The organism is Bacteroides acidifaciens (genome assembly GCF_903181435.1).
Taxonomy (GTDB): Bacteria; Bacteroidota; Bacteroidia; order Bacteroidales; family Bacteroidaceae; genus Bacteroides.
Window position 1 is genome coordinate 443450 of sequence record NZ_CAEUHO010000001.1, and the last position, 24411, is coordinate 467860.

Below are 24411 nucleotides of genomic sequence, written 5' to 3' on the forward strand. Positions count from 1 at the left end.
TAATGTTCCATAGAATAGTATATTAGAGTTTGTCCTTTCATACGGTTGGTGAGCACCGGAAAGTCACTTATGTCATTGTTATTCTTTAAAACGGAATTATTGATTGTTTTTATAACGCATAATTTATAGAGCATACGCGCGTACCTTAATTATTATAATTAAAATATAAAATGGAAGAGGTTAATTACTTGTTTGGGAAATTCAAGTAGGGGAAAGATAAGACCAAAGCACTAAGTGTCAAAAATGATAGTGTTGCAATCAAAATGATTATGTTTTTTTTGAGATAAGAATATTATCTTTGCGGATGTAAAGAGTAATAGACGTGAAGATTCAATAGTAATCATTAAAAAAGTGCCTATGTAACACGTTATATGCTCGAAAGTAGTTAACCTTTAAATAGTAATATTATGTATACTTGAAATCATTTATTGCATCTTTTGGTGTAGATGCTTCCTCTTTCTTGACATTCATCATCTGTGAGTAGTCTTATTAGAAATGATATCCTGATTCTTTTTTTTACAAAAGATGTTTTCTTAATAGGTATTTATATATAATCGCAGAAGAGTAAAAATTAACTGTGTCCTCTTCTTAGCAGGTGTTTCTTTTCTATAAAGGCTACTAGCAGGTATTAGAATACGAACTTTATACTAACTAATGAATATAATTTAATTCATTAGTGTCCCGTAAAAGTGGATAAATAGTTCTTTGAAATAATTGAAATATAGTCTATTAGATACTACTTTTTAGGCGCGACGATTTGAAATCATACCTTTGAGGTCAATTAAGGTGACCTCAAATGAACCAAGATAAATATGTTTTCGCTCAGTTAGTAGAATTCTTGAACAATGATAAGTTCAGAAGACTTGTAGACAAGTATGATGGCAATCGTTATGTGAAACATTTCACTTGCTGGAGTCAGTTACTTGCAATGATGTTCGGTCAACTCAGTAATCGTGAAAGTCTTCGTGACTTGATTGTAGCTTTGGAAGCACATCAAGGAAAGCGTTATCATTTGGGATTGGGTCGTGAGCCCATTGCCAAAACTACGCTTGCATCTGCCAATCAGAATCGGGATTACAGAATCTTCGAAGATTTTGCTTTCTATATGATGAAGGAAGCATGTGAAAAACGATCGACTCACATCTTGGATATTCCAGGAAGGAAGTATGCGTTTGATTCCACTACAATTCCTTTATGTTTGGCTACATTCCCTTGGGCGAAGTTCCGTAAGAAAAAAGGTGGAGTTAAGGCTCATGTCCTTTATGACATAGAAGCACAACTTCCAGCCTTTTATACAGTAACTACAGCATCCAGGCATGATTCAACAGAAATGTCCGCAATTAATTATGAGCCAAATGCTTATTATATATTTGACAGAGCGTATGACTCGTTTAAAGAACTTTATCGGATTCATCTTACAGGTTCTTTCTTTGTAGTCAGAGCGAAGTCTAATCTGAAATGCAAGTTCTGTAAATGGAAGCGTAGAATGCCGAAAAATATCCTTTCAGATGCGGAAGTGAAACTGATAGGGTACACTTCTGGAAAGAAGTATCCTGAATCATTCAGAGTCATCCGTTTCTATGATGAAGAGGATGATCGTGAATTCACATTCCTGACGAATGCCAAACACATATCTGCACTTGATGTTGCCAATCTTTATAAGAAAAGATGGTTCGTGGAACTTTTCTTCAAATGGCTGAAACAACACCTTAAGATAAAAAGGTTCTGGGGTACTACCGAGAATGCGGTTCGAATACAGATTAGTGTTGCTATCATCACCTATTGTTTAGTAGCTATTGTACAATATGATATGCAACTGAATCGTTCAACTTATGAGGTCTTGCAGATTCTTAGCATCTCATTAACAGATAAAACGCCTTTACAAGAGCTGTTTAATAAGACTAATTTCAATGATGTCAAAGAACAATTTAATCCCCTTATTCCGGGATTATTTGATTAATTAATAACTCGTCCCGATTTTAACGGGACACTAGTGAATTTAATTATGAAATTAATGAGTAATTTAGTGAATGATGTACTTCATTTGAATGGAAAAATGCGTCACTTGATGGCATTAAGTCTGATAATGGTATTTGCTTGTCTAACCGGTTCGTGTGGCGATGATGATGACAAGCTAGTGGATGAACCTGAAACACCTGTAAATCCGGGGGGGGATGAAGGTGATGAACCGGAGCTACCTGATACTAAAGGAACTGCTTTATTCTTTGATGTAGATGGTACAACGAATTTTCCTGCTGGAGTGGAAGCGAAGAAGAATATAACAGTATCTAAAATTGAAGGCGAAAAGAACGGGTACCAACTGACATTTGCAGAAGGAGATGAACACTTTATTGTGACAAAACCATTAGAAGCAGACCTGGTAAAAAGGAACGTCAAACTGACATTCCTATATCAGTGTGACACGGAAATCAGTCGGCTTGGTTTGCAATATCTGACACCTACAGCCAGTGAAGAGGTATATAAAGGAGTGTTGGCTTCCAGTAAGAATGTAGACGTGGATGAAAACGGATATGCGGTTGCTGGTTTTGTGTTGACAAGAGATATGGAAACATATAATTGGGGAATTAAGGATAATATGATTCGTCTCAATATCAAAGTTGCCGCAAATACAATCCTTAAGATTAAGGACATCTATTTGGAAGAGACGAACGAGGATCCTGACCCTGTTGAGGATCCCGACTTTAATAAATATCCACTTACATTTACTCCGAATCGTGGAGCACACTGGAATATGGAAAACACCTATGGAATATATAGTGGGATCTCTTTTACAAAAAGTGGTGATGAATATACGCTTCTTATAGATGACAGTTATAACGCTTCGGGAATTGCTCTTGAACATTATATAGCAACTGACCCTTTGACTCGTTCTTTGATTGTAGAAGAAGAACAAGTGGTAGAGTTGATTTTTAAATACAAAGCTAATGTTGATTTTGTTTTGAATACCGGACTTTATCCCTTTGATAATCCGAGCGAAGATTGGCCGGCCTCGTTTACTGAAAGTAAGGTTACGGCAAGTGCTAACAATAAACCTGATAAGGATGGTTGGGCTACTTTTACACATAACTTGTCGCGTTCAATAACAACAAAAGTTCCTAGATGGGGACTTAATGTAGATGAAAATGACCAACAGATTCGTTTTATGATTCGTGATGTTGGCGCTGATTTTGCGCATCCAGAAAAAAACGGTCTTGATAAACTGGAACTTAAGGATGTTCATTTGTATGTAAGAGAAAAACGTGAAGATGAAAAGCCTGTTGGAGGTGAAGTGAAATTATTCCTTGAAGCTGCAGGATATCAAATAGAAAAAGGACTAACCACGTTCGACGAAAATAATGGTGAATATGATATCACTTTTACCGGTAATTTTGCGGGGCTAAATGGTGGTGAATATACGGAGTATGAAGTGTTTACAAAAGCTTTAGAATCAGAACTACTTGCTGGCGTAACCTATAATTTGGAATTCGAATATCAAATACCAATTGCTTTAGATGCATTCCGTGTATTGTATTGGCAGGAAAATGGTGGTGGAGATAATCTGCCGGAAGAAAATTCTAAAGGGACAGAAGCATGTTCGGATAGTAAGTGGAAGAAATACAGTTCGCCCCTAACGAATCGTGCTAATCATAGTAACTGGGGAGGAAAAGGACAAAAGCTCCGTATACATTTTTACAGTATCTCAATGCAAGATCCGAATGGAGAAGAGTTTGGTAAACCTTTAAATGTGAAAGTGAAAAACGTGAAACTTGTTCCTGCGCAATAAACTTGTTTCTCTTTCCAGAAGAAACTAAGATAGGAATATTGTTAGTCATTCCGAGATATGTTCGGAGTGACTAATAATTAGCATAAATACATTGAAAAAAGAAAGATTTTTATGAGATTATTATACACATATATTTTTTATTTGTTTCTTGGTGTGACTGTTATATGTGCTTGTAGCAGTAGCGATCCTATTCAAGATGAGGTAGAGGGCAATAAACCGACGTCTCCTGAACAAGAAACATCAGTCAACAACTTGAAAATAAATACAGGTTCAGTCAATGACCTGACTATAAACCAAAGCAATAATGGAGAATACAAAATACTGACGACGGGGGTAGACCCTTGGATCTGTACAGTTCCTTTGGAAAGAAAAAATCCGGAAAACTCTGTCGTCTTGACATTCGAATATAAGTCTTCCAAGAAAATAGATGGAATTCAAGTATTTTTTGCTAATCCATTGTCAGCTGAACGTATGGAAAATTGTGGCAGCGTAGAAGCTTCGCCTAGTACTTGGAAAACATTCTCGTGTAATCTGTATACCGCAATCGAAAAATATAGTTGGGGAAATTCGCAAGATTATCTTCGGATAGATTTGGGAGGCGATAAGGATGTGATGATTTATTTGCGTAACATCCGTTTGAGGGGTATGAATAGTGTGGAGCTGGAGGCTATAGAAGCGGAAAAGAACAGGCTACAGTCAATTGAGAAACTGGAAACAGAGCTAACCAACTATTTGAAGAACAGTTATGTTTCGGAAATTACCCAAGTGCAGGTGACGGCAGACAAAGTGACCATTACAGGTTGTTATAACGGAAGTGGAACATGTAGTTTAGTTGAAGTAACTCCTTATGAAAATTTGCTACTTCTGACTCAGTTGAAAAAATGCAAGACAGATATTACTAACGGAAAATTCATGGTTACGCTCGATCGCATCACCGAATATGACGGTTGCAAATATGATCGTTTGTTGTCTAAATGGGCATTGGTGCGTACTGTAAATGATAAAGATGAATTGCTCTCTTTCGGACGTTATGTGGATGCCGACCTGATTGACCAATCCAAAGCGTCTCCTATACCTGATTATCAGGGAGATATTACTAAAGGCGGAGAGTCGGGAGGTACTCCGTTGGAACTGGCGGATTTGGATGCGTTAGGACTGAAAGCTGTGATGAAGGGTATCCCGGTCACAGCTGTGATGTGGTCTTCCCAGGCAAAGGCACAAGCTGCTCATGACCAGGTGATTGTTCATCGTTATTGTGGAAAAGATTATTATTTTAGTAAAGGCTTTTTTGAAAGTACAGATCAGGAATTGTTGGAATATCAAAAACGCAATGTTGCTGTTTTTGTAGTCATTACTATTCGTCCTGAGACACCCAAGGATCCCAATGCATATCATAATTATGATCATGAATTAGGAATGCTTCTTCAGCATCCCGATTATTCCGAACCGGAAGGAATTACCGGAACTTTCTCGATGGTCAATCTTGACCAACCGGAAAGTGTGAACTATTATGCGGCAGCACTTGATTTCCTTGCTTCCAGGTATTCTGACGGTACACACGGACGTATTCACCGTTATGTCTTGCACAATGAGGTAGATGACCCTTTCAACTGGAATAACATTGGCTACAAACCATTGACTTATTACGTGGATTATCTGACCAAGTCTTTCCGTATAGGACATAACATTATTCATCAGTATAATCCTCATGCACAGATTTTAGTGCCAGTGACACAATCGTGGACACGTGAGAGCATTAAACCTACAAGAACAGAATTCTCGGTAAAGAAAATTTTCGACCTGTTGAATCAGTTTAGTGCGAAAGAGGGAGATTTCTATTGGGGGGTAGGTTACCATTCTTATCCGGAAAAGTTCAGTTCAAAAACCTGGCTTGACCCAAGCGCCACTTTCTCAATGAATACTCGCTTGTTAACTTTTAAAAATCTTGAAGTTTTGGATAAATGGATGAAAATGCCCGCCAATAAGTATAAAGGTATAAAGCAACGTGACTGCTGGTTGACAGAAAATGGATCCAGCACTCCCAATTATACAGATGAGGAACTCCAGCTTCAGGCTGCATGTGCTGCATACGCACTAAATAAAGTGAAACGTTTGTCAGGCATTCAAACGTTGATTTGGCATGCTATCTCGGATAATGATGTGGAAGGGAATCTGAATTTGGGATTGCATTATCGGAGAAACGATCCGAAGTATGGTGAATGGGGTAGAAAACCGTCATGGTATGTCTATCAGGCATTCGGGACGACGAAAGAAAGCGAAGTGCTTAATCCGTATTTAAAATATATCGGTGTCAATAGTTGGGATGAGATTATGCACGATGTAACGGATTATTGATGACTCTTAAATACTAACTAATCTGAAAAAAAATGAAGCAATTGTTTAACAGGTATAGTCACTCTACCTTACCAAGTTGTGAACAGACAGGTAAAGTAAAGATGTTACTGTTGTTCTTGATTTCCGCTTCGCTGTATTCGTCGAATATATATTCGGCAAATGAGACGGAAAGTCAGGTTTTCCTAAGCAATGTACCGGAAGAAGTAGCTCAAGTGAAAGTGCTGACCGGTAAAGTGATTGATACGAATGGTGAACCGGTAATTGGTGCCAATGTCATAGAAAAAAATGCTCATGGAAATGGTGTGATTTCCGATTTGGATGGTGCATTCTCGCTTCGTGTAAAACCGGATGCGGTTATTGAAGTGTCCTATATCGGATATGTGAAAAAAGAAATAGCCACGAAGGGACGAAACTTTGTGACGGTCGTTTTGTCGGAAGATTCAAAAGCATTGGAAGAAGTGGTAGTAGTAGGTTATGGTTCGCAGAAGAAAATCTCGGTAACAGGTTCCGTTGCTTCCATCCAGACGGAAGACTTGCTGAAAAGTTCTCAGGCCAATTTGGCAGCTGCGCTTTCGGGACGTTTGCCGGGATTGAGCACAATGCAGACTTCCGGACGTCCTGGAGCAGATGGTGTGATGCTTTATTTGCGCGGTGCCAGTACGACTAATGGAGTGAGCCCTCTGATGCTGGTTGATGGTGTTCCACGTGACGGGATTTCCACACTAGACCCGAATGAGGTAGCTTCTGTTACAATTTTGAAAGATGCTTCTGCAACGGCTGTATTTGGAGTTCGGGGGGCTAATGGAGTTATTTTGATTACTACTCGAAGAGGAGAAGTAGGTAAAGCTGAGTTAAGTGTTTCTGTAGATTATAGTTTACAGCAATTTGTAACCAAAATAGATCGGATTCATTCGTGGGAGTATGCTGCTTTACGTAATCAAGCTTTTCAGAATGACGGATCCGAAGGCGAATTACCCTATACGGACTACATGATTGATATGTATAAGAATGGATCTGACCCCGTTTTTTATCCGGACCGTGATGTCATGTCGGACTTTTTTAAGAAATGGGCACCTCAGACACGTGTCAATGTGAATATGAATGGTGGTACGGAGAAAATTAATTATTTCATCAACGTCGGGTATATTGGACAGGGCGGACAATTTAAAACAGAGTCCAAGGAATCGTTAGGATATGATCCGAGCTATAAAATGAACCGGTATAATTTCCGTTCTAATCTTGATTTCAATTTGGTATCCAACTTGAAATTGTCATTGAATTTAGCTTCTTATCTTGAAAAGGTCAATTCTCCACAATGCCGAGATTTATATAACGGAGATGTGAATAGTATGACTGCAGATATGATAGCTCGTGTTTGGGCTACTCCTCCTACTGCCCCAGGACCGGTAACGGCTGCTGGATATACAACACCGGAAGGAACAGAAGTTCCGTTTAATGAAGTGGTCGCATCTATTTTTACAACAGATGCAAAATCTAATAAATATGGAGATTTAAACAGGCGTGGTTGGCAGGAAAGTACCAATATGAATCTTAATTCATCTTTGACCCTCGATTGGGGATTGGGATTCATTACCAAAGGTCTGAGTACGAAATTCATGGTTGCATTTGATGCTGCTTCTTCTACCTCTCTTACTGCCACTCGCTTGTTTGACCTTTATCAGGCGGCACCGGCACGAACAGCAGAAGAGAAGTGTTATTATAAAGCTGTAATGGTCAACCAACAGAATGTAATCGGTGCTCCCAGTCGTTCAAATGCATCCAATTACTACTTAAACTTGCAGTATTCTATCAATTATGCCCGTCAGTTTGGTAAACATGATGTTTCTGCCATGGCGTTGATGCAACGTGATAATTGGCAAAAAGCGGCTGCCGATCTACCTTATAATATGTTAGGTGTTTCCGGACGTGCCACATACGCTTACGATAGTCGTTATTTAGCAGAATTAAATGTGGGTTATAATGGTTCCGAACAATTTGCTAAAAAACGACGTTTCGGCTTTTTTCCGGCCTTTTCTGCCGGGTGGGTTGTCAGCAACGAAGCTTTTCTGCGTGATAATAAAGTTCTTACTCATTTGAAGTTACGCGCTTCGTATGGTAAGGTTGGTAATGACAAACTGGGGGATGAACGTTTCCTATATCTAACCAATATCTCTACAGGCGGTGGCTTTGTTTCGTCTTTAGGACGTGGTCAGGCTATCAATATGGGAAAACTTGGAAATGAGAATCTGACTTGGGAAGTAGCATACAAACAAAATTATGGTATTGATTTGAAACTGTTTAATGATTTCTCCTTTTCATTCGATTATTTCAAAGAAAAGCGCGAAGACATTCTGATTGTCCGAGGTACTGTTCCAGAGTTGCAAGGAGTAGCTATCAATAATCTGCCAAAAGTAAACATGGGAGTAGTCGACAACCGGGGATTTGAAATTGAAACCGGCTATCAGAAACGGATGGATTCGGGATTGTTTTTCTCTATCAAGGGGAACTTTGCTTATAATAAAAACGAACAGCGCAATATGGATGAAGCTATTCTGAGCAAGGACTATGCATACCGATATCGTAAGACCGGTTACAGCATTGGACAGCAGTTTGGTTATCTGATAGATTACAGCAATGGAAACGGGTATATCAATACAGCAGAAGAACTGGAAGAGGCGAAGAAAATGTATAAAATTGGTACACCGCGTTTAGGAGATTTCAAGTATCAGGATGTGAATGGTGATGGTGAAATTAGTGAAAAAGACCTGGCACCTATCAGATATACGGATGTCCCACGTATTACATACGGATTGACTGGAGCGGTGGAATGGAAAGGTGCCGATTTCTCCTTCCATTTTTCAGGTATCGGTAAGGCCTCTCGTTTGTATAATAGTTGGGGAGCTACGGAATTGGGTAATGAAGGTATTTATACGGATGTACATTTACATGCATGGACTCCAGAGCGTTATGCTAATGGTGAGAAGATAGAGTACCCCGCCTTGGCCGCGGTGGCAAATACCAATCATATAGCTAACGACTATTTTATTATGGACCGCAGTTTCCTGCGACTGAAAAATATCGAATTAGGATACACTCTTCCCAAGCCATTTTTGCAAAAAATCGGGTTATCCAAGGTACGTGTCTATGTTAATGGAAATAACCTGATTACTTGGAAGAAGATCAAGACAAATACGATTGATCCGGAACAAAGTTGGGAGGTGAACTATCCGTTGACAAAAATGGTGAATTTCGGTGTGAATGTTGTATTTTAATAGAAGAAAGGAATAACTTATATGAAACTAAAATATTGGCTGCTATCTTCTGTGATAGTCCTAAGTGGATTGACTTCATGTTCGGATGTACTTGATGTGGCTCCGGACGGGACATTGACAATGGAGGAAGTCTTTTCCGACCCGGACAAGGTAGGTGCCTTCTTAAACTCTTGTTATGCGAATCTTCCGCGTAAAGGATATTTTTACTGGGGATGGGAAACAATACCAACAGCTTTGAGTGACGACGGATGGACCTCGTGGGATAGTGGAGATGCTGCGGTTGCTAGCATTTATGCTGGCAATGAATCAGCGTCCTACCATCCTCTCAGAGATGCTTGGTTAGGAGACGACCAAGTCTGGTTATGGAATACAAATAATTATTGGGGACGTTATTGGACACAGATTCGGTTATGTTCTCAATTTTTGGAACATATTGATAATGCTGCCGTACGTAGTGAAGTAGAACGTGACCGGTTTCGTGCAGAAGCGCATGTCTTGCGTGCATATTTTTACTCGGAATTGGTGAAATGGTTCGGTAAACTCCCCATTTTAAGAGAGTCCGTCAGTTTTGATGCCGATTTTTCCACATTAACACGTGAATCGGTCTATAATGTAGCTAAATTCATTGAAGAAGATTGTGATGCAGCGATTTATTCAGAACATTTGCCATGGAGACTGACTTCATCTTCTGAAGCTTTAAGGGCAACGAAAGCATTGGCATGGGCTATTAAATCGAAAATGCTGTTATTTGCTGCCAGTCCGTTGTTTAATGGAGGAGAAAATTATTGGGAGGAGGCGTATCAACAAAATAGACAGGCTGTCAACCAATTGAAAGAGAACGGGTATGAATTGTTTAAAGTATGTACAGACCCTAATACTTTCGGAACGGGCAAAGCTGCTGCTCTTCGCCAATTAATCAATCTGCAGGCCGATTACAGTGCGGAGCCTCGTGATAAAGAAACAATTTGGCAGAATAATGGGTACACTTGTTTTGTATGGCACATCGGTTATATCGGAAGTGGGTTAGACCAGACTTATTCGGCAGGTACTTGTCCTACACAGGAATTGGCTGATGCGTTTAATACGATAGATGGTGAACCTATCCTGAGTTTGGAAAAACCTTATTTGGACGAGAAGCATTTGCAGCCAAATTTTAATAGTAACAACAGTATGTATGATGAGAATAATCCATATGAAAATCGCGATCCACGTATGGTTGAAACCATGTTGTATAATGGCGCTGATTATACGTATCAGGGTATTCCGAGAAAGGTGGAGACTTTTGAGGGTGGAGCAAATGCCATTGATTTGACTCCTGGAGTAGATGACTATACCCGTACAGGTTATTATCATTGTAAGTTTGTACAGCCGGGAGCTGGTGGTGGTTCACAATATAATGTTCAGACGCCTCCTTGGAAATATTTTCGTTTGGCGGAAATTATCTTGAATTATGCCGAAGCAGCGGCAGAAGCCGGTCATCTGACTGATGCGAAAGATGCGGTAGATGAAATAAGGGCTCGGGTAGGTATGCCTGAGTTGCCGGATAATTTATCTCAGGAGGAAATGATTTTGCGTGTACGCAACGAGCGACAGGTAGAATTGGCTTGGGAGGAGTGCCGTTACTTCGACTTGCGCCGCTGGCAGAAACCTGATGGAGATTTGAAGGCTACCTGCCGTTGGTTGACTGGCATGCGCCCTATTCGGAAGCCTGACGGAACATTTGAGTATCGGAGATATAATATTTGGACAAAAGAACGTGGAGGATGCGATATGCGTGATTTGCTTTTACCTCTTCCGGTAGAAGAAGCGGCTCGTTTGGAAGCGGTTACCGGAGTTAATTGGCAAAATCCCGGTTGGTAATATTAGTATAAATAGAAAAAATAGAATATGAATAACATAAAGAATAAAATATCCGCATACGTCATGTCTGTTTGCCTGTTGGTTCCTGCAACAGCAAGTTTGGGACAGGAGGTAGCTTTCGCAGAGTCTCAGATTTCGGATAAGGATGAGAGGATTGACTTGGGATATATATCTTTGCCCAAAAGAGCGGTGACAGGAGCTGTATCGAGAGTGTTCGGAACAGAATTAGAGAAAACGCCGGATGCTAACCTTCCCCGAACATTTGTCGGACGTCTTTCCGGTCTGACGACACAGGAGAGAGATACGGAACTGTCAAGAGGTGCTTATACAACAGAATATCCAGGTATGTCCTGGTGGATACGCGGTCTTTCCTCTATCAATGGAACAACACCGATGGTTATTTTGGACGGTGTTTTATGTCCAAATACCAATTACGTTTATATTACACCGGAGGAAATAGAGTCCGTTACCGTATTGAAAGATGCCGCTGTGCTTTCATTGTATGGTATCCAGGGAGCAAACGGTGTGATATCCATTAAAACCAAACGCGGTTCTATCGGCAGGGCAAACGTGACGGTCACGTATGACCAGTCTTTCCAGCAAATGACCCGTACGCCTCGTTTTGTCAATTCAGGCGAATATGTGAATTTAAGAAACCAGGCGGGCTATAATGACGGGTTAGGACGCTATTCTCAATTCTCGCAATGGGATACCGAACAGTTTCAAGCAGGTGATAGCGAGTTGTATCCGAATAATAACTGGTATGATATGTTTGTTCGTCCGCTGACGCTGATGTCTCGTGCGGGAGTAACTGTTCGTGGAGGTAATGAGAAAGTACAATACTTTTCGAATATTAATTATTTGCATCAACAATCGCCTTTCAAAACAGTAGAAGAGCCGGATAGGAAATACAATCCGGAACCGAAAAATGACTGGTTTAATTTCCGTTCCAATGTGGATGTGAAGTTCAATTCTTATTTGAGTGGTTTTCTTCGTCTAGCAGGAAATATTAAAAACGAAAAAACCGCCGGATTCGGGAACCTGGAAATTTACAGCCATTTGTTTGCCTTGCCGCCCACTATGTACGGCCCGCTGACTCCAAGCGGAGAGGGGTATGAGAATGGAGGCCAGGTGGTGACTCATGAAGACGAGACATATCCGGTATACGGAATGTTGAACCGTTCGGGATATGTCAAGAGTCTTTCTATAAATATCACCGCCCAGTCAGGATTGAATGTAGACTTGAGTTTTTTGACCAAAGGTTTGTCTATCGGAGGGGTGATGGCCTATCAGACTAGTACGTGCAACCAAACCTTTACTAAGCAGGACTTCGAGCGTTATATCCGAACCAAAGATATGAACGGATTGTATTTCACTCAGCAGGGTTCTGCTGCCAATACCCCGCTTGTATATAGTAAAGCTTCTGCGATGGATTATAATCTGAACCTGTATGCCAATGCCAATTACAGCCGTGTGTTCGGTGACCATAGCATTGATGCCATGGGGTATATATTTTATCTCAATCAGGAGTTACAGAAAAGCAATATGCTATACAAACGCGAAAGTCTCGGACTGACTGCTACATATGGATACAAGAATCGTTATTTCATTAAGGCTGACGTGGGGTATTCCGGTTCGGAACAGTTTCATCCGGATAAACGCTATATAGCAACTCCTGCCATTTCAGGTGCATGGATTGTGTCGGACGAAGCCTTTATGAACGGAGCAGACTGGTTGAGCAATCTGAAATTGCGAGCGTCGTATGGTATTACGGCAAATGACCAGTTTGGAGGTGAGCGTTTTTTATATTTAGACTACATTGATGTAAATGGTAATGAAGGTTTGAAAGGTAATCCGAATCTGACTGCAGAGAAAATGAAGAAGCAGAATTATGGATTCGACTTAGGGCTGTTCAATGAACTGACAGTATCTTTTGATTGGTATAAGTCGCTCTGTGACAATATGCTGATAAATAGTGCTGGCACCATTCCCGAATATCAGGGTGTCTCTTTGGGTAATTATCCGCGGACTAACTGGGGAAAGATGGAGAATCACGGCTTTGAAGTAGAAGCGATGTATGCGAAACGCCTGAATGATGATTGGTCATTTTATGCCGGTGGTTCGTTCAGTTTCAATAAAAACAAAGTGATTAGTGTCAATGAATCCCCTTACTCCGCTGACTATGCTTACCGTTATCGTACTGAAGGACAAACGTTGGGACAGATTTGGGGATATCTCATCGATTATAGCAATGGTAACGGTATGTTCAATTTCAAGGAAGAACTAGAAGCCCGCGGATTGACTTACGCTTTCGGATCGCCTCGTGTCGGTGACTTTATCTATCAGGACCTGAACGGTGATAATGTGATTGACGAAAAGGATAAGGCGCCTATCGGATATTCCAACCTTCCCCGTCAAAGTTATAATTTCTCTGCCGGATTCAAGTATAAAGGGTTGGAATTCAGCGTACTGTTTCAGGGAGTCAATAAAGTGTCCCGGCTAATGAGCGGAACCGGTGTGTACGAAAATATTTATCAGGGCGTGTTCAATGATATTCATCAGCATGCTTGGACGCAGGAGCGGTGGAACAACGGGGAGAAGATAGAATATCCTGCTTTGTCGTTGAATAGTTCGACCAATCATCATCCCAACAGTTTCTTTGTGTGGGATGGCTCTTATCTGCGCCTGAAGAATATGGAGATAGCTTATACGCTGCCCCAACATATTTCTAAAAAAATTAATGCAGAAAATATCCGTTTCTCATTGAGCGGGCAGAATCTGCTTACTTTTGATAAGATGCGTTCCAAGTATATTGACCCGGAAGTGTCAGGAATGAGTAGCTTCCAACCCTACAGAGTGTATAATATCGGAGTAAGCTTAACTTTTTAATCGTATAGTATAATGAAAAAAATAATCAAATTGTTGATACTTGCCGGCGGGACGTTAATAGGTGCATCGTGTGCCGATTTGGACATCCGGTCGGACGGTCGTGTGTCTTATAAGGATATTTTCAGCCACTACGAACGGACGGTGAACTATTACAACAACTGTACCGGTCATATATTGTCGGTGGGATTCACTTATGATAATAGCCCTCTTGCTTCTTTTTGCGATGAGGCGCAAGATGCCAGTGATTATGCCGATGGGAACATTTCCAATTGGTATAATGGATATACTACATCCAGTTATAACCCTTTAGGTGATGTTTGGGCACATTATTATTCCGGCATCCGAAAATGTAATACTTTCCTGCTTTATATCAACGATCCCGAAGTGACTACTTATGATTTCCGTGAGGTGGAGAAAGAAGGTTGGGAGGCTCAGATAAGGGTGGCTCGTGCTTATTATTACCTGCAACTCATCAAACGTTATGGTGGTGTGCCATTGTTGAAAGTTCCGTACGGAACCAACCATGACTATACTGCCGACAGGCGTGCTACCTTCGAAGAGTGTGCTGACTTTATCATCAGCGAATGCCGGAAGGCATTGGCAACGGAAGAACCCACTGGTAATTTCGGTTTCCGTTGGAATATCAATGATTCGGAAAGAGGTAAGATAACACGTGCTTTTGCTTATGCTGTGATGTCGCAGACTGCGCTGTATGCCGCCAGCCCGCTGTGGAATGACGGGACAAGCAAGTATACTTGGGAAAAGGCGACGGAAATAACGAAAGAGGCGTTAGACCAATGCTTGGTTCATGGCTTTGAATTGTATGCGACTAAACCGGCGGCCAGTGTGGCAAATAACGCTTACGAATATTATTTCTTTACCCAGTCCGACCCCAGCCGTTCGTGGGACAAAGAGACTATCTATGAGTCCGGTGCTCGCACGAATGTATGGAAATGGGCGGGTACTCCGATTACACGTGGTATGGAGAAAGCAGGAGCCGGACCTTCGCAAGAACTGGTTGATGCGTACGAAACCATTGACGGACAGCCTGTGTTGAACTTAGACCGCCCTTACTTGGATGCCGATCATTTGGAACCCAATTACAATGAAGCCAATGTAAGGTATAAAAAGAATAATCCGTATGCCGACCGCGACCCGCGTTTTTATGCGTCTATCTATTATAACGGAGCAAAACGCTATTTGGACACCCGTACAGATATTGTAGAAACGTATGTAGGAGGAAATTGCGGAATCTCGGACGATGTGACGGATATTCGTTTTACACGTACCGGTTATTATCTGCGGAAGTTTAACAACTATCGTTCGGGTATCGAGATTGATGGTGACGGTTTTATCCGTATCTTCCGTTTGGCGGAACTATATTTGAACTTTGCGGAAGCGGCCTATCAGGCAAAAGGACCGGATGTTCTTGTAAAATCTACTGTAGGTGGTCAGGCTTTGTCTGCTAGAGCGGCAGTGGATGTAGTACGCGCACGTGCCGGCATGCCCGGTTTGCCACGTGGATTGTCGAAAGATGTATTTGGTAAACGATATCGGAATGAACGTCGGGTGGAACTTGCTTTTGAAGAACACCGTTTCTTTGATGTACGTCGTTGGAAGATTCTGCAAGAGACCGACGGTTTTGTGACAGGTATGAAGATTGACAGAGCTTTGGATGGCTCGTACACTTATAACCGCATCAAACTGATGCGGCGTGATACGAATTCGGATAAGTATCTGATGTCCCCGATCCGGCAGGCGGAAGTAGATAAGATGGAAGGATATACCGGTACAAGCTGGCAGAATCCGGGATGGTAATTTAATATGTAGGTATAAAAAAGAAATTATGAAAAAGTATATTTTATATTTAATCGGCATTCTGTCGTTTTTGTTTGCGTGTGGCGACGATGAGGATGTGAAGGGAGGAATGGAACCAGTGACAGAGGTAGAATGTACGCCGTTTATCGGCTCGGTTGCGATGAAATGGAAGAATCCTGTTGCCGACGATTATTACTATACGTTGCTTTCTTACAAGAATGCTGCTGGGGAAACGGTGAACAAGAAGGTGAGCCGTTATAGTGCTGATGCAGATGGTGTGACATCTGCATTGGTGACGGGTTTCACAGACACGAACGAATATGAGTTTACATTGACGGCATATGGTGTGAGTGGTGTCTCTTCTGTGCCGGTGCTTATTAAGGGCACGCCCGATGAGTGTACGGGTGCTGCAGCATACGTCATGGAGTCTGTCGGCATAGAAGCGACAGAGGCTGGCGCACGACTTTCGTGGACCAACAAAACGGAAGTGGAAGTAACATTACATCTTTCTTATATCAATGGTTTGGGGATGTTTTTGGAAGAGGAAGTGGATGCGACACTTTCAGGAAGCCATGCTATTTCCGACTTGGAGATTGGAGAAACGGAATTTACGATATATGCCCAAAACGTAGTGGATGGAAAGAAAACTCCGTCAAAAACGATAACCGTTGCTTCTATTGTCGATCCGAGAGACATCATACAGATATGGTATGATCCAGACCGTAAAGACCCCGTTAATTTTGATTGTGGTACAGTGGGTATCAACAGTGTAGAGATAGTGGATGAGTATAGTTATAAACTGACGCTTGATCCGACTGTTCCCGAACGTTACATTATTTGGGAACCGTTAGGTAGCAATATTCGTCGAAATGACTTGTCGTTATCGTTCCAGTATCGGTGTGCGGATAGCTTTAGCCTTACACTTCTTTATTATCCGTTTGACTGGGGTACGATTGCGGAGAACTATAAAGCAAAGGGTACATTATCAGCAAGCACGGAATGGAAGACAGTATCATTTGATATAAAGAATGATATTGAAACCTTACCAGGGAGATGGGGAACTACAACCAGCCAGTATCGTTTTATTTTCGGTACGGAACCTACTGTCGAAAAGAATGTTCCTGTAACGTTTGAAATAAGGAATATTAAGTTACGTCCCGGGAAATAACCGATACTCCTTTGAAGGATAATATATAATCCAGTGTCCCTATATAGAAACCGTAGTGTCTCTATATCTGCACTACAGTGTCTGTATAGGGACACTATTGTTTCTTTTTATGTGCAACCAATTGATAAAGAAAAGCAAATAAACGAATGAATATTTTACAAAAAACAGTCCGTCTGTTGTCGTTAGGAGTGTTATTCTCGAGTACCCTTTCGGCTGTCCAGCCCTCTTCGGATGTAAAGAAGGACCGTTTCATAGACCATCTGATGTCAAAGATGACGCTGCACGAGAAAATCGGGCAACTCAATCTTTGCGGAGCGGGAGATATTTATACCGGTCCGATTGTGAACAGTAATATTGCCGAACGAATTCGAAAGGGTGAAGTTGGTGGGATTCTCAGTTTGAAGGGGGTAAGCAGTATCCGGAAGATACAGGAAATAGCGGTTAAGGAAAGCCGCCTGGGCATTCCGGTTATATTCGGCATGGACGTGATTCACGGTTATGAGACGATGTTTCCCATTCCTTTAGGGCTGTCATGCAGTTGGAATATGGAAGCTATTGAGAAATCCGCTCGCGTTGCCGCCGTCGAGGCGAGTGCCGATGGCATCTGTTGGACCTATTCACCGATGGTGGATATCTGCCGGGATGCCCGCTGGGGACGTATGTCCGAAGGAGTGGGAGAAGATGTTTTCTTAGGCTCGCGGATTGCCGAAGCGATGGTGCGGGGCTATCAGGGCGACAACACGTTTCGTCGTAACGATGAAGTGATAGCATGTGTCAAGCACTTTGCGCTATATGGCGCAGCGGATGCGGGACGTGACTATAACACCGTGGATATGAGTCGCCTGCGCATGTATAATGAATATATGCCACCTTACAAGGCTGCCATTGATGCTGGTGCAGGCTCGGTGATGAGTGCTTTCAACGTAGTGGATGGCATACCCGCCACGGGCAACAAATGGCTGCTCACCGAACTGTTGCGTAATGAGTGGGGATTTGACGGTTTTGTCGTGAGTGACGCCAATTCCGTTCAGGAGATGTGTGCGCATGGCATGGGAGATACGCAGGACGTGGCTGCCTTGGCCGTCAATGCCGGATTGGACATGGACCTGGGGTCGGAAGCATTCATGCGTACCCTTGAAAAGTCTGTGGCAGAGGGGCGTGTGTCGGAAGAACAGATTAACAAAGCTTGCCGCCGGATTCTGGAAGCCAAATACAAATTAGGCTTGTTTAAAGACCCGTACAAATATTGTGATGTGTCCCGTCCTGCCAGGCAGATGTATACGCGGGAGCATCGGGAGGTTGCCCGGCAGCTGGCAACGGAGACTTTCGTGTTGATGAAAAACGAGAACCGGCTCCTTCCGTTGAAGAGAGAAGGAAAGGTGGCGCTTATCGGACCTTTCCTGAATGATAGGAAAGAGATTCAAGGCACCTGGAGCTTTCCGGGGGCTACCGAAAAATATGCCACCATTTTAGAGTCTTTCCGCAAGGCGGCGGGTGAAAATGTAGAACTGCTTTATGCCCGCGGTTGTGGTTTCGAAGATGACGCCAATGCCGAACAGATAACGAATTACCTGATGGATAAGGGAACAGGTGGCAAGTGGCAGCCCGGCACACCGGAAGAGGCGGATGAGGCTGTCCGCATTGCCGGAGAGTCTGATGTTATCGTCGCTTTCCTCGGCGAGCACGAGATGATGAGCGGTGAGAGTAGCAGCCGTTCGGAACTGACCCTCCCTGCATCCCAGCGGGCTCTGCTCGAACGCTTGCTGAAGACGGGCAAACCGGTGGTACTGGTTTACTTCATGGGACGCCCCGTGGTGATGGACTGGGAAACGGAACACGTGCCTGCCATCCTCAACGTCTGGTTCCCGGGTAGTGAGGCGGGCGATGCTATTGCCGATGTCCTGTTCGGCGATGTCAATCCTTCGGGCAAGCTGACGGCTTCCTTCCCGCGCAATGTAGGACAAATTCCTATCCACTATGACGAACTGCCCACCGGCCGGCCGTTGGCGGAAGGCAGCAAGTCTGTCAAGTTCACGAGTGCTTATCTGGATATTCCCAATACACCGCTCTATCCGTTCGGTTACGGTCTGTCCTATACCACCTACGAATACTCGCCCATGACCCTGAGTGCTGGAAAATTTAAAGTCGATTGACCCACTATTATAAAAGTCTTCTGACCCACCTTTATAACCGAAACTGATCCGCTGTGATTATAATAAAAATTGCCCCTGTATAATTACCATATTTCAGTCTTGTTTTCGTACTTTACAAAGCATTTTAACCCGGTATTATTAACTGAATAAAATTTTAAAGAATGAAAATAAGAATCAAGCACATACTGCGGTGTTATCAGTCAGGAATGAGTATCCGCGGTATCAGTTCTTCTCTCCTTGTTTCACGTAATACAGTCAAACGTTATATCCGTATATACGAAGATATGGGTATAGAACTTGAGCGTCTGTTGAAAATGGACGAGCAGCATCTGCATGAGCTTTTCGGTACGGAGACTGACAAAGAATCGTCTGGCTCTGCAGAGTATAAGTATCTTCAAGAACGTATACCTGATTACATGAAACGACTTAAGGTCCGTGGGACAACAAGAAGGTCTTTGTATGAGGAATATCTTAAAAATCGTCCACAAGGTTACAGCTACTGTTCTTTTTGTTTATATATCAGACGAGAAAGGGAAGTAAAGATTCCTGTTGGACGCATAGATCATATAGCCGGTGATCAGATGTATGTGGATTTTGCCGGCGACAAACTTTATCTCTCATACGAAAAAACAGGCAATAAGGTTCCCGTAGAAGTATTTGCCGCTATACTTCCATGCAGCCAGATTACTTATTACGAGGCTGTACCATCACAAAAGAAAGAACACCTTATCCAGGCATGTGAAAATGCTTTCCATTATTTTGGAGGTGTCCCCAATGCCATAGTTCCAGACAACCTGAAATCAGCCGTAACAAAGCCTGGAGGTGTTGAACCTGTAATCAATGACGACTTTGCTGCATTTGCAGACCATTATGGATGTGTTGTCTTCCCGGCAAGAGTACGAAAGCCTAAAGACAAAGCTCTGGTTGAGAATGCTGTAAGACTGCTCTACAGGGAGGTGTATTCAAAGATGACGGGATTGAAATTCAATGATCTTGAAGCCTTGAACATAGAAATAATGAAGCATACGGATGCGTTGAACAGCCGAAAGATGTACAATCGCAACTACAGCCGTCGGGAACGTTTCCTCGAAGTCGAGAAAGACAGGCTGCATACATTGCCGGCAACAAAATTTATATCAAAAAGCCGGAAAACGGCAACTGTCATGAGAAACAGTTATGTATCGCTTAACAATCACTATTACAGTGTTCCTAAAGAGTATATCGGCGATACTGTAGAATTACTGTATGATGGGGACACAGTGGAGATATATCATAAGTTCAGACACATAACGACACATCGCAGGGATGATACACCTTTCACTTATTCAGAAAAACCGTCCCACAAACTTTCGGGAGTGCTACATGAATACAGAATCAGAATGGATGATATATACCGCAAGGCATGTGAAATTGATCCGGTATTGGAAGAGTACATAAAGCGTGTGGCCGTTGCCAAGAAATATCCGGTCCAGGCCGTACGTTCAGCCGATGGTATATTAAGTCTTGTGGAGCGTTTCGGACATGACAGGGTGGTTCTTTCATGCCAGGTGGCAATGGAATTCGGTATGTTCGGGTACAACGAACTTGAAAGTATTCTGGTAAACAGGGAAGATGAGAAGTATCATGTACAGATGGAGGGACAGGCTCCCGAACTTACCCCCAAACACAGAAATCTCAGAGGCAAGGATTATTTTAACTCTAAAAACATGGATAAAAATGACAAGTAATAATAAAACAAGCAGAACTGTCGGAAAAAATATGGACAGAATAATGGAACTACTCTCCAAGTTACGTTTTTACGGCATGCTTGAAACATATAGAAATGACTGCAGGACCACATCCTCTGATGGTATGACAAACGATGAGTTTCTTAAATGGCTTCTTGAAAGCGAATATGATTACAGACGCAATGTAAGCATTGAGAGACTGATAAAGTCTGCAAACTTCAGATATAAGGCATATATGGAAAAAATAGACTATACCATAAAACGTAACCTTGACCGTAACCAGCTTGAGAGACTTGCATCTCTTGATTTTATAAGAGACGGACAGAATGTTTTCATCACGGGAAGCTCCGGTACAGGTAAAAGCTATATAGCTTCAGCCATAGGATATGAGGCATGTAAGAATGGAATAAAGACTTTGTATTCAAATGCGTCAAAGCTTATGGGACAGCTTAAAATTGCCAAAAACAAGGGCACTATAGAATCTGAGATGAAAAAAATAGAAAAGTGTCAACTGCTGATTCTTGACGATCTGTTTCTTATAGGACTGGATGCCAGGGAAAGGTCAATCCTTATGGAAATAATAGAAGACAGACACGGATTAAAATCAATCATAATAACATCACAACTTCCTGTCGAAAGCTGGTATGATGCAATTGGTGATCCTACAGTAGCTGACGCAATCCTGGACAGAATTGTACATACAGCACACAAGATTGAACTTACCGGGGATTCTGTAAGAAAGATTAATGCTAAAAAGAAATAGTATATATTGTAGATTATTATAATTGAAAATGACCCGGGTTAAAATGCATTTTTCTTTATTTAAATCTAATATTTTTTTGATGGGTCAATTTAGAGTATAATAGTGGGTCAATCGACTTTAAATTTTCCAGCTGGCTTCCGAATGTGGTATCATTGACAGAGGCGTGGTATCCGGGTATGGAAGGCGGGACGGCAGTTGCCAATATCCTGTTTGGAAAGACGAATCCCTCCGGACGGATGCCTTTCACCTGGCCTAAGAAGTTGGAAGATGCTCCGAGCTATAAGTTCGGCTATCAGGACAATGACAATGTGCTGTATACCGAAGGACTGAAAGTGGGCTACCGCTATTTTGATACGGCACAGGTGGAACCGGAGTTCACGTTCGGCTACGGATTGAGTTATACGACGTTCGACTACCGCAACTTGCATCTTAGGAAGACGGGAGCGACGATTGTTTCGGGCAGTGTGGAAGTGCACAATACCGGTAGCAGAGATGGCAGTGAGCTGGTGCAGGTGTATGTCAAACCGCTTCGTCCTTCCGTAGAACGTCCGCAGCACGAGTTGAAGTGGTTTAAAAAAGTCTTTGTGCCTGCCGGTAAATCGGTCCGGGTAGAATTTGAACTGGACAAGGAGGCGTTCTCTTTTTACGATGTCCGCCTGGGCAATTGGAGAGTGGATGCGAGAGAATACGAAATCGAGCTGTGCCGGGATTCGAGGAATGTGATAAAGTCGTCACGTATGGTTCTGGATAGTGAAAGTAATTTGAAAAATTGATAATGAAGCAACGTTTGTTTATGAGAAAAAATGTATGGTTGATATGTCTCGGGTTGGTATGTTGTAACCTCATATCAGCCCAGTGGAGCCCTGCCGGCAATAAAATAAAAACATCCTGGGGAGAGAAGTTGGACCCCAAAAATGTACTTCCAGAATATCCCCGCCCGATTATGGAACGTCCGGAGTGGAAGAATCTGAACGGAAGTTGGAACTATGCGATTACGAAAAAGGGCGCTCCTGCCCCGAATGTGTATCAAGGTGAAATATTGGTTCCGTTTGCGGTAGAATCCTCTTTGTCCGGAGTGGGGAAAACGGTGGGTGAACAGCAGGAGTTGTGGTATCAGCGTACATTTGAGATTCCCGCCTCGTGGCGTGGCAGACAGGTTCTGTTACATTTTGGCGGCGTAGACTGGCAGACGGATGTCTGGGTGAATGATGTAAAGGTCGGCAGGCATACGGGAGGATTTGCTCCTTTCAGCTTTGATATCACTTCGGCGTTGAACAAGGGCGCGAACCGGTTGGTTGTCAAGGTATGGGATCCGACCGACCGGGGTGAGCAACCGAGAGGAAAACAGGTGGAAAAACCGAATGCGATATGGTATACGCCTGTCACGGGCATCTGGCAGACGGTGTGGCTGGAACCAGTGGGTGCCGTGCACATCGCACAGTTGAAGACCACTCCGGACATTGACAAGCGGACCGTAAAGGTGGATGTGGCTACGAACGGCCCTTCTGCGGACAAGGTGGAAGTCCGGGTATTGGACGGCAACAAAACGGTAGCTGCAGGGGCTTCGCTGGGCGGACTGCCGGTAGAACTGTCCATGCCAGAGAATGTAAAGCTCTGGTCGCCGGAGTCTCCTTCGCTTTATGATATCGAGGTTACGTTGTACAAGGACGGAAAGGTGGCGGATAAGGTGAAGAGCTATACGGCATTCCGCAAATTCTCCGTTTGCAAGGACAAATCGGGATTCACCCGGTTACAGCTCAACAACAAAGACTATTTCCAGTTCGGTCCGCTCGACCAGGGATGGTGGCCCGACGGACTGTATACAGCGCCTACGGACGAGGCGTTGGTGTATGACTTGAAGAAAATCAAGGACTTCGGTTATAATATGGTGCGTAAGCACATCAAGGTGGAACCGGCACGTTGGTATACCCATTGCGACCGGATCGGGCTGATTGTATGGCAGGACATGCCGAGCGGTGGTCCCAGCCCCCAATGGCAGATGCGGGAATATTTCAACGGTACGGAAGTGGTTCGTTCCGCTGTTTCCGAAGCCAATTACCGCAAGGAGTGGAAAGAAATCATGGATTGCCTGTATTCCTATCCGAGCATCGGTGTGTGGGTGCCTTTCAATGAAGCATGGGGACAGTTTAAGACGGTGGAGATAGCCGCATGGACCAAGGAGTACGACCCCACCCGCCTGGTGAATCCGGCAAGCGGCGGTAATCATTATGTGTGCGGCGACATGCTCGACTTGCACCATTATCCGGAGCCGAACCTTTATCTGTATGACCCTGTCCGCCCTACTGTGCTCGGTGAATACGGGGGCATCGGCCTGGCATTGAAAGGTCATCTGTGGTTGCCCGACAAGAACTGGGGATATGTGCAGTATAACACTCCGGAAGAAGTGACGAATGAATACCGGAATTATGCCAACCAGTTGCTGGAATTGATAAAAAAAGGATTCTCTGCTGCAGTTTATACCCAAATTACAGATGTGGAAGGGGAAGTAAACGGACTGATTACTTATGACCGTAAGGTAATCAAAGTGAATGAAGCTATCGTCAGGAGTATTAATCGGAAGATTTGTAATACATTGAATGAATAAAGTGATATGTTAATGGA

The 24411-nt window shown here is 42.9% G+C and carries 13 protein-coding genes; all 13 read left to right on the forward strand.

What is annotated here, in order from left to right:
- Positions 1-796: 796 nt before the first annotated feature.
- The gene (locus CLIN57ABFB40_RS01815) at positions 797-1960 is read left to right on the forward strand and encodes an IS4 family transposase (RefSeq protein WP_175628393.1); all 1164 of its coding nucleotides are present in this window, start codon (positions 797-799) and stop codon (positions 1958-1960) included.
- A gap of 54 nt (positions 1961-2014) precedes the next feature.
- Positions 2015-3784 (forward strand): hypothetical protein, encoded by a 1770-nt coding sequence (locus tag CLIN57ABFB40_RS01820; protein ID WP_175628638.1) that lies wholly within the window; start codon positions 2015-2017, stop codon positions 3782-3784.
- A 111-nt stretch (positions 3785-3895) separates the two neighbouring features.
- The gene (locus CLIN57ABFB40_RS01825; protein WP_175628639.1) at positions 3896-6139 is read left to right on the forward strand and encodes a DUF5722 domain-containing protein; all 2244 of its coding nucleotides are present in this window, start codon (positions 3896-3898) and stop codon (positions 6137-6139) included.
- 32 nt (positions 6140-6171) lie between these two features.
- Positions 6172-9411 (forward strand): SusC/RagA family TonB-linked outer membrane protein, encoded by a 3240-nt coding sequence (locus CLIN57ABFB40_RS01830; RefSeq protein ID WP_254871683.1) that lies wholly within the window; start codon positions 6172-6174, stop codon positions 9409-9411.
- Between the two features lie 21 nt (positions 9412-9432).
- Positions 9433-11271, forward strand: a complete 1839-nt coding sequence (locus CLIN57ABFB40_RS01835; RefSeq protein WP_175628640.1) for a RagB/SusD family nutrient uptake outer membrane protein — start codon at positions 9433-9435, stop codon at positions 11269-11271.
- 27 nt (positions 11272-11298) lie between these two features.
- A complete protein-coding gene (locus CLIN57ABFB40_RS01840; protein ID WP_175628641.1) occupies positions 11299-14160 on the forward strand; it encodes a SusC/RagA family TonB-linked outer membrane protein in 2862 nt (953 codons plus the stop codon).
- 12 nt (positions 14161-14172) lie between these two features.
- Positions 14173-15978, forward strand: a complete 1806-nt coding sequence (locus CLIN57ABFB40_RS01845; RefSeq protein ID WP_175628642.1) for a RagB/SusD family nutrient uptake outer membrane protein — start codon at positions 14173-14175, stop codon at positions 15976-15978.
- Between the two features lie 28 nt (positions 15979-16006).
- The gene (locus tag CLIN57ABFB40_RS01850; RefSeq protein ID WP_175628643.1) at positions 16007-17146 is read left to right on the forward strand and encodes a DUF4959 domain-containing protein; all 1140 of its coding nucleotides are present in this window, start codon (positions 16007-16009) and stop codon (positions 17144-17146) included.
- 146 nt (positions 17147-17292) lie between these two features.
- Positions 17293-19299, forward strand: coding sequence for a beta-glucosidase BglX (gene bglX, locus CLIN57ABFB40_RS01855; protein WP_175628644.1), 2007 nt, complete (start codon positions 17293-17295; stop codon positions 19297-19299).
- A 161-nt stretch (positions 19300-19460) separates the two neighbouring features.
- On the forward strand, positions 19461-21026 hold the full coding sequence (istA, locus tag CLIN57ABFB40_RS01860; protein ID WP_175628403.1) for an IS21 family transposase: 1566 nt from the start codon (positions 19461-19463) through the stop codon (positions 21024-21026).
- Positions 21016-21789: an IS21-like element helper ATPase IstB gene (gene istB / locus CLIN57ABFB40_RS01865; protein ID WP_065539093.1), complete on the forward strand. Its 774-nt coding sequence runs from the start codon at positions 21016-21018 to the stop codon at positions 21787-21789. The genes istA and istB overlap by 11 nt, the downstream gene beginning before the upstream one ends.
- 110 nt (positions 21790-21899) lie before the next feature.
- Positions 21900-22562 (forward strand): fibronectin type III-like domain-contianing protein, encoded by a 663-nt coding sequence (locus CLIN57ABFB40_RS01870; protein ID WP_262886953.1) that lies wholly within the window; start codon positions 21900-21902, stop codon positions 22560-22562.
- A gap of 20 nt (positions 22563-22582) precedes the next feature.
- The gene (locus CLIN57ABFB40_RS01875) at positions 22583-24394 is read left to right on the forward strand and encodes a glycoside hydrolase family 2 protein (RefSeq protein ID WP_175628646.1); all 1812 of its coding nucleotides are present in this window, start codon (positions 22583-22585) and stop codon (positions 24392-24394) included.
- The last annotated feature ends 17 nt before the right edge of the window (positions 24395-24411 follow it).